This window comes from Dehalococcoidia bacterium (genome assembly GCA_030648205.1).
In the GTDB taxonomy this organism is placed as follows: Bacteria; Chloroflexota; Dehalococcoidia; order JAUSIH01; family JAUSIH01; genus JAUSIH01.
On record JAUSIH010000008.1, the window covers coordinates 1 to 11,560 of the forward strand.

The following is an 11,560-nucleotide window of genomic DNA, read 5'->3' on the forward strand; positions in this document are numbered from 1 at the left end:
ATCAGTTAGGTCGTCGTCATTCCGGCGAAAGCCGGAATCCATCAGAGCGTCTCCCCCACGCACGTCTCTGGACACCGGCCTTCGCCGGTGTGACGGGTAGAGTCCCATTCCCTACCACGGCAAACTGATACACTACCCAGCAACACGGCGCGTTGACATATCCTAACGATTTCGGTAAACTTATCCATTGGAGTCGGATACCACGCTCGTCGTCAGGCCCGCACCCATCCTCCGCCGGCGCGCAGGCGTGGCCCCCCAGTCTCAACCGAGGGAGGTACCCATGCCCAGCCAGACCAAGAAAGAGTGGCGGGACAAGGTCCTGGACCCCGGCCTGAAGCGCAACCCCGAGCGCGAGCAGCAGTTTCAGACCCTCTCCGGTACACCGGTGGACGCCCTCTACACGCCGGAGGACCTGCCGAATTTCGACTATGGCCGCGACCTGGGTTACCCCGGCGAGTACCCCTTCACCCGCGGCGTCCAGTCCAACATGTACCGGGGCCGCCTGTGGACCATGCGCCAGTACAGTGGCTATGCCTCGCCGGAGGAGTCCAATCGCCGGTACAAGTACCTCCTGGACCACGGGCAGACCGGCCTCTCCGTCGCGTTCGACCTGCCCACCCAGATAGGGTACGACTCCGACCACGCGATGGCGCGCGGCGAGGTAGGCAAGGTGGGCGTCCCCATCTGCCACATTAAGGACATGGAGATCCTCTTCGACGCCATCCCTCTCCAGAACGTCACCACGTCCATGACCATCAACGCCACGGCCCCCATCCTGCTGGCCTTCTACGTGGCCGTGGCCAAGAAGCAGGGCGCCGACCTGGCGAAGCTGGGCGGCACCATCCAGAACGACATCCTGAAGGAGTACGTCGCGCGGGGCACATACATCTTCCCGCCCCGGCCCTCCATGCGCCTTATCACGGACGTCTTCGCCTGGTGCAGCAAGGACCTCCCCTCATGGAACACTATCAGCATCAGCGGCTACCACATGCGGGAGGCGGGCTGCACCGCCGCGCAGGAGCTTGCCTTCACCTTCGCCCACGCCATCTCCTACGTGCAGGCGGCGCTGGACGCCGGCCTGAACATTGACGATTTCGCCCCACGGCTCAGCTTCTTCTTTGTCTGTCACAACGACCTGTTCGAGGAGGTCGCCAAGTTCCGCGCGGCGCGGCGCATCTGGGCCAAGATCATGCGGGAGCGATTCAAGGCAAAGAACTCGCGGTGCTGGATGCTGCGCTACCATGTCCAGACCGCCGGAGTCTCCCTCACCGCCCAGCAGCCGGACAACAACGTCGTCCGCGCCACCGTCCAGAGCCTGGCCGCCATCCTGGGCGGCGCGCAGTCCCTGCACACCTGCTCCAAGGACGAGGCGCTGGCCCTGCCCACAGAGGAAGCGGTCCAGCTCAGCCTGCGCACCCAGCAGATACTGGCGCATGAAAGCGGCGTCACGGAGACGGTGGACCCGCTGGGCGGCTCCTATTACGTGGAGCACCTGACGAACACTCTGGAAGAAGAGGCCTTCCGCTACATCAAGAAGATCGAGAGCCTGGGCGGGGGCGTCCGCGCCATCGAGATGGGCTACACGCAGAAGGAGATACAGGACGCCGCCTACAAGTTCCAGCGGGACGTGGAGAGCGGCAAGCGCGTCATTGTGGGCGTCAACAAGTTCACCAGCCAGCAGCCGCCCATCAAGGGCCTCTTCCGCATTGACCCCGAGGCCACGCGGCGGCAGGTCGAGCGTCTCCAGGATGTCCGCCGCACCCGCAACCAGGCCAAAGCCAAGCAGGCGCTGGCGGACCTGGACAGGGCGGCCCGTGGCACGGACAACACCATGCCGGCCTTCCTGGAGTGCGTGGAGAGCCACGCCACCATCGGCGAGATATGCGACGTGCTGCGGAATGTCTGGGGCGAGTACAAGGAGCAGGTGGTCGTCTAGGCCGCCGCTTCTCCTATCATCCTGTTCCGCATTGTCATCCTGAGCGCGGCGAAGGACCTCCCTCAGGGCCAAAAGAGATTCCGAGTCCTTCCACGGAAGGACTCGGAATGACAGGGTATAGCGCGACTCGCAACTGTAGTACCATAGACTGTGACGGCTAATCACCCTGGAAGCGGGCCTCGGACAGCCCTTGGGAGGGCGAACGGGTCCTCTTGTGGGGACACAGGGGATGTATATGGACTTTCTGCCGACGGAAGAGGACCAGCTTCTCCGCAACGCGGTGCGAGACTTCGCCACGCGTGAGCTTGAGCCGCGCGCCCGTGAGTACGACGAGCGCGAGGAGTTCCCCTGGGACAACGTCCGTAAGATGGCCGAAATGGGACTGACGGGCATCGGCATCCCCCAGAGCTACGGGGGCGCCGGCGGCGGGTACACCCAGCTCGCCATCGCCGCGGAAGAGATAGCCCGCGCGGACGCCGCCACCAGCACCATTCTCATCGTGACCGCATCTCTCTGTAACCAGCCCATCTTCAAGTTCGGGATGGAGGAGCAGAAACACCGCTTCACCGTGCCCCTGGCGAAAGGCTCAAAGCTCGGCGCCTTCGCCCTGACGGAGCCGAACGCCGGCTCGGACGCCGTCGGTCTCCAGACGACGGCGGTCAAGGACAAGGGAGCCTACGTCCTGAACGGCAGCAAGATATTCATCAGCAACGGCGACGTGGCCGACTGCTCCGTGGTCTTCGCCTCTCAGGACAAGAGCAGCCGCGCCAGGGGCATCACGGCTTTCATCGTGGAGAAGGGCATGCCCGGATTCAGCGCGCGCAAGCAGCATGGCAAGCTGGGCATCCGCGCCGCCTCCACCGCCGAGCTGTTCTTCGAGGACTGTCGCGTGCCCGCCGAGAACCGTCTGGGCGACGAGGGTTACGGATTCAAAATCGCGATGCAGACTATTGACGGCTCACGCATAGCCATCGCGGCCCAGGCCGTGGGCGTGGCGCAGGCGTGCTTCGAGGCGTCCATCCGACACGCCAAAGGCCGCCTGCAGTTCGGCAAGCCCATCGCCGACCTGCAGGCCATCCAGTGGATGCTCGCGGACATGGCCACCGAGATTGACGCGGCGCGCCTCCTGACCCTGCGGGCGGCCAACCTGAAAGACCGGAGCCTGCCCTACGCGCAGGCGTCGGCCATGGCGAAGCTCTTCGCCGCGGAGACGGCCATGAAGTGCGCCACCAACGGCCTCCAGATACACGGCGGCTACGGCTACTTCAAGGAAAGCCCCATTGAGCGGTACTTCCGGGACGCCAAGATCACGCAGATATACGAAGGCACATCTGAAATCCAGCGGCTGGTCATCGCCCGGCACGCGCTGGGACTGGCCAAGAACTAGGGGGACGCATGAAGGTCAAGAAGCTGCACCACGTAGCCGTGGCCGTGAGCAATATCGAGGCGGCCCTGGACGACTTCGCCCAGATCCTGGGCATGCCGCGCGCGCCCATCCAGGAGGTCACGTCGCAGGCGGTGAAGGGCTGCCTCATCCCCATCGGCGACACCGAGATCGAACTGATCCAGCCCACGGACCCGAGCAGCGGCGTCTCCAAGTTCCTGGAGAAGCGCGGCGAGGCGCTCCACCACATCTGCTTCCAGGTGGGTGACGTCAACGAGACGCTCAAGGAGCTGGAAGGCAAGGGCATGTCCCTCATTGACAAGCAGGCGCGTCCGGGGCTGGCCGGCATGGTGGGCTTCGTCCACCCGCGCTCCACGCAGGGAACGCTCGTGGAGCTGTGCCACCCCGTGCCCGGGAAGGGGCACTAGCAAAGGGACGGGTAGAGAGGGGCTTTGCCCCTCTCCGGGGGTCTGGGGGTGTCCCCCAGACATAACTCTCCCCCTTCCTGGCAGGAAGGGGGACACAGGGGGATGGCGCATCCCCCTCAACAGGACAGACATAGCAGGGGGTGACCCGTGACCGCTACGAAAACGCCGACCAGGACATCCAGAGACATCATCCGCGTCATCGTCGCCAAGCCCGGCCTGGACGGCCACGACCGCGGCGCCAAAGTCGTCGCCCGCGCTCTGCGGGACTCCGGCATGGAGGTCATCTACACCGGCATCCGGCAGACGCCGGAGATGATCGTGGAGTCCACCCTTCAAGAGGATGCGGACGTGGTGGGACTCTCCATCCTCTCGGGCGCGCACATGGACCTCTGCCCGCTTGTCCTCAAGCTCCTGAAGGACAAGGGCCTGGAGCATGTCATCGTCGTCGTGGGCGGGATTGTGCCGGACGACGACAAGCCGGCGCTGGCGAAGATGGGCATCACGGGCGTCTTTGGGCCGGGAACGACCACGTCCGAAATCGCCAGCTTCATCACCAAGGCCGTCGCCGAGCGCCGCCGCTAGCGGGCCGCGGGCCTAGCGCCCGGTGTACCGCGGAGGGCGCTTCTCGAAGAATGCCTGGATGCTCTCCTTGTGGTCCTCCGCCTGCGAAGCGATCCGCTGGACGTAGGACTCGTACTCGTACTGCGCGGGCAGGTCGTTGCTCAGGCCCCGGTACACCGCGCGCCGCGTCAGGTCGAGCGCCACCGCCGGCCCCGCAGCGATCTTTCGGGCCAGCGCCATCGTCTCTTCCATCAGCTTGCCAAGGGGCACCACGCGGCTGACCAGCCCTATCTCCTTCGCCCGCGCGGCGTCAATAATCTCCCCTGTGTACATCATCTCCAGAGCGTTGGAAATACCCACGAGCCGTGGCAGAAGCCAGGATGTGCCGCTGTCGGGGGGAATCGCCCTCCTGATGAAGAGCGACCCGAAGCTGGCCGTCTCAGCGGCGATGCGGATGTCGCAGGCGAGGGCTATGGACATGCCCGCGCCTACCGCCACGCCGTTCACCGCGGCGATGGTGGGCCGCGGCGATTGAGTAAGGGCCAGCACAAAGGACCCCCGCGACTCGTAGCGCTCCGACCGGAAGCGGGCCTCCTCCTTGCCCTGGAGGCGGTTCTGCAACCGGCTCACGTCCGCCCCCGCGCAGAAGGCCTTGCCCGCGCCCGTGACCACCAGCACGCGCACATCGTCGTCCTTCCGCACGCGCTCCAGCACGTCCATGATGCCGTCCACCATCTCCTGGTTGAAGGCGTTCGCCTTCTCCGGACGGTTGAGGGTGAGAACCCCCACAGCCTCCTGCTTCTCGTAGGCCAGCACGCTGGTCAGCATATGCGCTCCTCGTCTTGTCGCAACAAAGTGGACCTGAAGGGACTGTTGAAGCCGGGGCCATCATAGCGGCGCGCGTGCACGCTGTCAAAGGCGCTGCGCGGCCTGATTGGTCCCTACGCCCGCGAGTCCAGCCAGATGGTCACCGGCCCGTCGTTCACCAGCTCCACGCGCATGTGCGCCGCGAACCGGCCCGTCGCCACCGTCAGGCCGGAGGCGCGCAGAAGCTCCACGACGCGATTGTAGAGGGACTCGGCCAGGGCGGGCGGCGCGGCGTCCGTGAAGCTGGGGCGGCGGCCCTTGCGGGCGTCGGCGTAGAGGGTGAACTGGCTGACGACGAGGATGTCCGCGCGCGTGTCGAGCGCGGAGCGGTTGAACTTGCCGGCATCGTCGGCGAAGATGCGAAGCTGGAGGAGCTTATCGGCCAGGAGTCGAGCGTCCGCCTCCGTGTCGTCCCCGCCGACGCCCACGAAGACGACCAGGCCGGTCCCGATGCGTGCGACGACCTCTTCCCCCACAGTGACCGAGGCGCGGGTCACGCGCTGGAGGAGTGCCCGCACGGGCTAGCTCCCCCTGGCCTCTGAGGCGGTGGCGCTGGACGGCGCCTTGGTCTTGGCCGCGTCCGGCTTGCTTACGCTGGCGACGGCCTCCTTGGACTTCTCCTTTGACGTCTCCTTGGGCTTTTCCGCGGACTTCTCCGCGCCATTGGTGCCCGCGGGGGAATCGGACGGCTTGGACGCGGTGTCGCCTACAACGCTCTTGCGCCCATAGTCCGTGACATACCACCCCGAACCCTTGTAGACGACGGAGACGGCCTGGATGACGCGGCTCGCTTTGCCGTTGCACTCCGGGCAGACGCCGATAGGCTCCTCGTCGAAGCCCTGGCGCCGTTCGAAGTGGCTATGGCACTTGGCGCATTCGTATTCGTAGATGGGCATGTTTCCGCACGACCTCGCTGCTCCGAGCAGCCAGCCGCCAACTACACATAATAGGCGGTCGTAATAGATTATTTTAGCAGTCGCGTGTAGCGACTGTCAACTATCGCGGCGCTATCTGCAGGAACTCTGTCGGGCAAGCACACAGGGGGCGTACTCGACTGGGGAGAGGATACTCCCCTGTGTATTATTGACTGGTCTTGCGAGTAGCTGCCTCAGGGTTTCCCGTACGCGTACAGCTTTCCTTGCCTGGTGCCGGCAAACACCATTCCGTTGGCGGGGACAACATACGTGATGGCATTAGTTTCGCCGACCATCTGGGTACTCGAAGCGAGTCTTCCAGAGGAGGCTTCATAGGCATGAAGCCCGGCTGGCCCTGATCCCACCCAGAGATACCCGTTGGCATACGCGAATGAGGAGACAGTGACTCGGCGGTCGTTGAACGGAGGGGTTAGGGCTTCCCATTTTTTCGACATGGTTGGACCGATGTTTATAGCTACGATGGAGTCTGAAATCAGGCCTTTGACTTGTCCGTAGTATATTCCGGCTGCCACGGTCTCTACATTGCGCGAGAATTGCATTCCGACGGGCAATCTAAAATACATGGTCCCGGAGTCCGTTGCCAACACATCTGCAATCTGCCTGCTGCCGAGCAGCAGTAATCTAGACGCATCAACGGCCAAAGCGGGGCTTGCCACGGAGTCCACCTTGACTCGCCATAGTTGCTTTTGCGTGGCGATGTCCAGCGTCTCAGCAACACCCACGGTGTTATAGAGATACAAGACATCTCTGGTTGCGGCGGCTGCGGCAAAGCTTCCCACCTCTGTCGAGTATTCCCAAAGAGCTTTCCCCGCGACAGCGTCAACGGCCATGACCTTTCCGTACGTCTCAACGAACAGCACGTCCCCGTTGGAGATCATGAATTGTCCTGAATATCCCCTTGTGTCGAACGCCCAAAGCTGCTGTGGTTGGACTGAAGACAAAGCTCGAATTGAATATGTGGGCTGCGTTCCGGAGGAGACGTCGGTTTCGGAGCAGTACAAGTAAAGAGTCTGTCGTAGCGCAACCACCTTGGGCGCCAGAGAGCAGCGTGTGGGATACTCCCAGCGCAATTGGCCAGTCACGGCATCATACGCCTTTATCGTTACTGCGGGCGATGTGCAGGTACCTTTGTCATCCGTGGGAAGAGCAAGGGCGTAGATGGTGCCGCCGTCCACCAGGGGGGCTTGCGTCAAGCACTTACCAACGTTGACAGACCACTTGAAGTTGACGGAGGGTTGCAGAGTTTTCTCATCTCTGTTCGCTTGAGTGTTTGTCGCATCGCCACGCTCGTGTGACCATGAGGCCAGCGCGGGAATCTGGGGCGTGGGGGTTGGGATGGGAATGCGCGTCGGCGTTGGCGTGATCATTGGTATGGGGGTCGGGGTCGGCGCGCGTCCGGGCGATGCTCGGGCAAACCGGCCGAGCTCAAGGCTGGGGAGAGTTGTCTCGATAGTCGCAAGATGGATTCCCAGACGGAATCCCTGAGTATCTACCACGCTGAAGGCGATAAGGCCAATGAGGTTTCCGTACCGGTCCAGAACAGGTCCCCCGATGTTTCCACGACTGATGGACGCATCTGTCTGGATATACCTCGTGCCGCTCGTGACGCCAAGTCCGGTCACGATTCCGCGTATTACGCTTTTCCAGCCGGTGAAGGGTCCTTCAGGATATCCGAGGACTATCACGTCATCTCCGACGTGAATGTTGGCGGAGACGCCGAACGGTATGTGCGCCGGCAAATTCACCGGGACTTGGAGAAGCGCCAGGTCTGTGTACTCGTCCAGACCGATTACCTGTGCCCGGTAAGAGGAGCCGTCTTCCGTAATGATGGTGGGCGCATCGTCTCGGCCGACTAAATACGCGCTGGTCAAGACTTGATTGCCTCTCGTTGTAACGAAACCGGAGCCTGAGCCGGTGGCCGTGAAGACGTACACAACGGAGTGCGTCGCCTTCTGCACGACATCGCCTATGCTTGGTGTCGCTGTTGGCGAAGGCGTGAGAGTCGCTGTGGGCACCGGTAGCGGTGTGGCTGTGTTGGTAGGTGCAGGCGAGGGGACAAGAGTCGTTGTCGGGATCGGCGGCCTCGTGGGAGTGGGCAGGGGTGTTGAGGTGAGCGAGGGCATCGGAGTCAGCGAAGGGATTGCAGTTGGAGTCATCGTGGATGGAGGGGTAGGACTGGGTTCGACCGTGGACGTAGGCGTCCAAGTTGGGGTTGATACAGGCGATGGTGAAAGAGGAGGTGTTGGCGAGGGTGGAACGGGAACAGCGGTTTGGCAACTCGTGAGCAATGCCGCGACGAGCACAGAAGCCGGGACACATAGAGCGCAACGCATACCGTGTTCTCCCGGAGGAAAGTATGGTCAGAGACCACACGGTCAAGCGTAGTCTATAGCATGTGGTCTATTTTGTCACTCCCAGGAAGGCGGGCAGCCCTGTCAGGTCGGGCATCTCGCCGTCCGGCGCGGGCACGCCCTCGCGCAGCTTCTCGCCGCGCCGGTTCACCCACACGACGGCCAGGCCCGCCTTCCGCGCGCCGACAATATCGAAGTGCTGGCTGTCGCCCACGTAGAGCGTCGCGGCCTCGGACGAGCCCAGGGCATGCAGGGCGTAGTGGAAGATACGCGGGTCCGGCTTGTGCAGCCCCAGCGCACCGGACGCCACAATCTCGTCGAAGTAGCGCACGAGACCAATATCCGCCAAGAACTCACGCACGCGCCACGTGCGGTTGGTGAGCAGGCCCAGGCGCAGGCCCGCCGCCCGCAGCGCCATCAGCACGGCGGGGGCCTCCGGGTACGGGCGGAATATCTGTGGGCTGACGCTGCGGGCCAGGAAGCGCTCGACGATGGCGCGGGTCCTGTCTCCGGCGCCCGCCGCCATATAGACCTTTGTCTCCTCCTGGACGGCGCGCTTGTAGGAGACGTCGGCGGCCCCGCCTTGCGGGGGAGCGTCGGCGTGGCCCGACGACTGGTCCGTCCACGTGGCGAAGAGCGCCTTCAGCACGTCCCGGCGCGTCAGCGCCACGCCCGACTCGCGGGCGCAGGCCGCGTAGAGGTCCACGTAGTCCGGCGTCCCGGCGATGAGCGTGTCGTCCGCGTCAAAGAGGACGGCCGTGAATCGCGGCATGGCCTTGGGCACGCCTATGCGCGCGCCCGGAGCATTTGCTTGAGCGTGGAGCCTATCTCGGCGGGGCTGGGGATGATGGCGCAGCCCGCCTCCCGCAGTATGCGCTGCTTTTCGCTCGCAAGGCCGGAGACGCCCGTGATGATGGCGCCGGCGTGCCCCATGCGGCGTCCCGGCGGCGCGGATATGCCCGCGATGAACGCGACGACGGGCTTGGTCACGTGCGCCTTGATGAACTCCGCCGCGTCCTGCTCCTTGGTGCCCCCGATCTCCCCGATGAGCACAATCGCCTCGGTCTCCGGGTCGTCCTGTAACAGGCGCAGCATGTCCACGAACGACGTGCCGGTGATGGGGTCGCCGCCGATGCCCACACACGTGCTCTGGCCGAAGCCCAGCTCCGTGAGCTGCGCCACCGCCTCGTACGTCAGCGTGCCGCTCCGCGAGATGACTCCGATGGGGCCGGGCTTGTGGATGTCGCCGGGCATGATGCCCACCTTGGCCCGATGCCTGGGCGAGATGAGGCCCGGGCAATTAGGGCCGATGAGCCGCACGGGTCTGTCCTTGATGACCTGCCACACGCGGGTCATGTCAAGCACGGGGATGCCCTCCGTGATGCAGGCCACCAGCGGAATACCTGCGTCCACGGACTCAAGGATGGCGTCCGCGGCGAATGGCGGCGGGACGAAGATGAGGCTGACGTTGGCGCCCGTCTCGCGCACGGCCTGTTGGACGGAGTTGAAGATGGGGACCGTGTCCTCGAACCTGGCGCCGCCCTTGCCGGGCGTGACGCCCGCCACGAGATTGGTGCCGTACGCTTTGCAGCGCGTCGCGTGGAAGCTGCCCTCGCGGCCCGTGATGCCCTGGACGACGAGCCGGGTGTTGCTGTCAACAAGGATGCTCATTGTAACCTCTTGCTCTGATATGGAGACGAAGCGCGCTACCGCGCCGCCACCACTTTCTGCGCCGCTTCGTTCAGGTCGTTGGCGACGATGATGTTAAGGCCCGACTGGGCCAGGATTTTCTTGCCCTCTTCCGCGTTGGTGCCGAGCATCCGCACCACGATGGGCACGTGCACGCCCACCTCCTTGACCGCGCGGATGATGCCGTTGGCCGCCACGTCGCAGCGCAGGATGCCGCCGAAGAGGTTGACCAGCACCCGTTTGGCTTCCTTGTCCGCAAGGATGATCTTGAACGCCGCCGCGACCTGCTCCTCGCTGGCGCCGCCGCCCACGTCGAGGAAGTTGGCGGGCGTCGCGCCCATCAGCTTGATGACGTCCAGGGTCGCCATTGCAAGGCCGGCGCCGTTGACCATGCAGCCCACGTCGCCGTCCAGCTTGATGTAGGAGATGCCCGCCTTGTGGGCCTCGACCTCCAGGGGGTCTTCCTGCGCCGGATCATGCAAAGCGGCCACGTCCTCGTGGCGGAACAGGGCGTCGTCGTCGAAGTTCAGCTTGGCGTCCAGCGCCAGGATACGGCCGTCGCCGGTGATGACCAACGGGTTAATCTCAGCCAGGGAGCAGTCCTTGGCCTGGAAGAGCCGTGCGAGGTTCGCCATCACGTCTCCGGCGGCGCGCACCAGCTCCGGCGGGATGTTCATGCCGTAGGCGAGCTGCCGCCCCTGGTAGGGCTGGAAACCGACCACCGGGTGGATGGCCGCCCTGAAGATCTTCTCCGGCGCCTTCGCGGCGACCTCTTCTATCTCCATGCCGCCCGCCTCGCTCGCCATCATGACAGGCATGCGCGCGGCGCTGTCCATGACGATGGACAAGTACAGTTCCTTACGGACCGCCATCTGCTCCTCGACGAGCACCTGGTTGACGGGCGCGCCCTCCGGCCCTGTCTGGTGGGTGACGAGGCGCTTGCCCAGCAGGGCCTTCGCGGCGGCATGGGCCTCCTCCGGCGAGTTGACCAGCTTGACGCCGCCCGCCTTGCCGCGGCCTCCGGCGTGGACCTGCGCCTTGATGACCGCCTTGCCGCCGAGCTGCTCGGTCAGCTTCTTCGCGCGGGCGGGCGTCCTGGCGACGCCGCCTTTGGGGATCGGGATGCCATACTCGGCGAACAGTTGCTTCGCCTGGTATTCGTGGGCCTTCATAACGCCTCCAGCGGCTGTACGTGCAGAGGAAAGGCGCTTCAGCAGCGCCCAGATTCAGCATACTAAACGAGGGGCGGAAAAGCAATCAACGAACGGGCTGGGTAGTGTATCAGTTTGCCGTGGTAGGGAATGGGACTCTACCCGTCACACCGGCGAAGGCCGGTGTCCAGAGACGTGCGTGGGGGAGACGCTCTGATGGATTCCGGCTTTCGCCGGAATGACGACGACCTAACTGAT

11 protein-coding genes are annotated in these 11,560 nt (G+C 64.3%); 4 read left to right on the top strand and 7 right to left on the bottom strand.

Annotated elements, in window-relative coordinates; genetic code table 11:
• The first annotated feature begins 280 nt into the window (after nucleotides 1–280).
• The 4 genes from Q7T26_01035 to Q7T26_01050 all read left to right on the top strand — a co-directional run bounded on the left by Q7T26_01035 (nucleotide 281) and on the right by Q7T26_01050 (nucleotide 4,330).
• A complete protein-coding gene (locus tag Q7T26_01035; protein MDO8530744.1) occupies nucleotides 281–1,936 on the top strand; it encodes a methylmalonyl-CoA mutase family protein in 1,656 nt (551 codons plus the stop codon).
• Between the two features lie 235 nt (nucleotides 1,937–2,171).
• Nucleotides 2,172–3,323, top strand: a complete 1,152-nt coding sequence (locus tag Q7T26_01040) for an acyl-CoA dehydrogenase family protein (protein ID MDO8530745.1) — start codon at nucleotides 2,172–2,174, stop codon at nucleotides 3,321–3,323.
• Between the two features lie 8 nt (nucleotides 3,324–3,331).
• Nucleotides 3,332–3,748 (top strand): VOC family protein, encoded by a 417-nt coding sequence (locus tag Q7T26_01045; protein ID MDO8530746.1) that lies wholly within the window; start codon nucleotides 3,332–3,334, stop codon nucleotides 3,746–3,748.
• 147 nt (nucleotides 3,749–3,895) lie between these two features.
• Nucleotides 3,896–4,330 carry a cobalamin B12-binding domain-containing protein gene (locus Q7T26_01050; GenBank protein ID MDO8530747.1) on the top strand — a complete coding sequence of 145 codons (435 nt, stop codon included), beginning with the start codon at nucleotides 3,896–3,898 and terminating at the stop codon, nucleotides 4,328–4,330.
• 12 nt (nucleotides 4,331–4,342) lie between these two features.
• On the opposite strand, the gene Q7T26_01055 is transcribed toward Q7T26_01050, so the two are convergent.
• The 7 genes from Q7T26_01055 to sucC all read right to left on the bottom strand — a co-directional run bounded on the left by Q7T26_01055 (nucleotide 4,343) and on the right by sucC (nucleotide 11,323).
• A complete protein-coding gene (locus tag Q7T26_01055; protein ID MDO8530748.1) occupies nucleotides 4,343–5,137 on the bottom strand; it encodes an enoyl-CoA hydratase in 795 nt (264 codons plus the stop codon).
• A gap of 113 nt (nucleotides 5,138–5,250) precedes the next feature.
• A complete protein-coding gene (gene dtd, locus Q7T26_01060; protein ID MDO8530749.1) occupies nucleotides 5,251–5,694 on the bottom strand; it encodes a D-aminoacyl-tRNA deacylase in 444 nt (147 codons plus the stop codon).
• A gap of 3 nt (nucleotides 5,695–5,697) precedes the next feature.
• Nucleotides 5,698–6,072 (bottom strand): zinc ribbon domain-containing protein, encoded by a 375-nt coding sequence (locus Q7T26_01065; protein MDO8530750.1) that lies wholly within the window; start codon nucleotides 6,070–6,072, stop codon nucleotides 5,698–5,700.
• A 212-nt stretch (nucleotides 6,073–6,284) separates the two neighbouring features.
• The gene (locus Q7T26_01070) at nucleotides 6,285–8,069 is read right to left on the bottom strand and encodes a trypsin-like peptidase domain-containing protein (protein MDO8530751.1); all 1,785 of its coding nucleotides are present in this window, start codon (nucleotides 8,067–8,069) and stop codon (nucleotides 6,285–6,287) included.
• Nucleotides 8,070–8,511: 442 nt separating this feature from the next.
• Entirely contained in the window at nucleotides 8,512–9,234 is a 723-nt protein-coding gene (locus Q7T26_01075; protein ID MDO8530752.1) for an HAD family hydrolase, read from the bottom strand.
• Between the two features lie 14 nt (nucleotides 9,235–9,248).
• On the bottom strand, nucleotides 9,249–10,133 hold the full coding sequence (gene sucD, locus Q7T26_01080; GenBank protein ID MDO8530753.1) for a succinate--CoA ligase subunit alpha: 885 nt from the start codon (nucleotides 10,131–10,133) through the stop codon (nucleotides 9,249–9,251).
• Nucleotides 10,134–10,168: 35 nt separating this feature from the next.
• Entirely contained in the window at nucleotides 10,169–11,323 is a 1,155-nt protein-coding gene (gene sucC / locus Q7T26_01085) for an ADP-forming succinate--CoA ligase subunit beta (GenBank protein ID MDO8530754.1), read from the bottom strand.
• Nucleotides 11,324–11,560 lie beyond the last annotated feature (237 nt).

What these genes read in the sequence shown, in the direction of transcription:
- Q7T26_01065 (MDO8530750.1), bottom strand. Translation starts at nt 6,072, where the DNA reads ATGCCCATCTACGAATACGAATGCGCCAAGTGCCATAGCCACTTCGAA.
- Q7T26_01055 (MDO8530748.1), bottom strand. Translation starts at nt 5,137, where the DNA reads ATGCTGACCAGCGTGCTGGCCTACGAGAAGCAGGAGGCTGTGGGGGTT.
- sucC (MDO8530754.1), bottom strand. Translation starts at nt 11,323, where the DNA reads ATGAAGGCCCACGAATACCAGGCGAAGCAACTGTTCGCCGAGTATGGC.
- Q7T26_01035 (MDO8530744.1), top strand. Translation starts at nt 281, where the DNA reads ATGCCCAGCCAGACCAAGAAAGAGTGGCGGGACAAGGTCCTGGACCCC.
- Q7T26_01040 (MDO8530745.1), top strand. Translation starts at nt 2,172, where the DNA reads ATGGACTTTCTGCCGACGGAAGAGGACCAGCTTCTCCGCAACGCGGTG.
- Q7T26_01045 (MDO8530746.1), top strand. Translation starts at nt 3,332, where the DNA reads ATGAAGGTCAAGAAGCTGCACCACGTAGCCGTGGCCGTGAGCAATATC.
- Q7T26_01075 (MDO8530752.1), bottom strand. Translation starts at nt 9,234, where the DNA reads ATGCCGCGATTCACGGCCGTCCTCTTTGACGCGGACGACACGCTCATC.
- sucD (MDO8530753.1), bottom strand. Translation starts at nt 10,133, where the DNA reads ATGAGCATCCTTGTTGACAGCAACACCCGGCTCGTCGTCCAGGGCATC.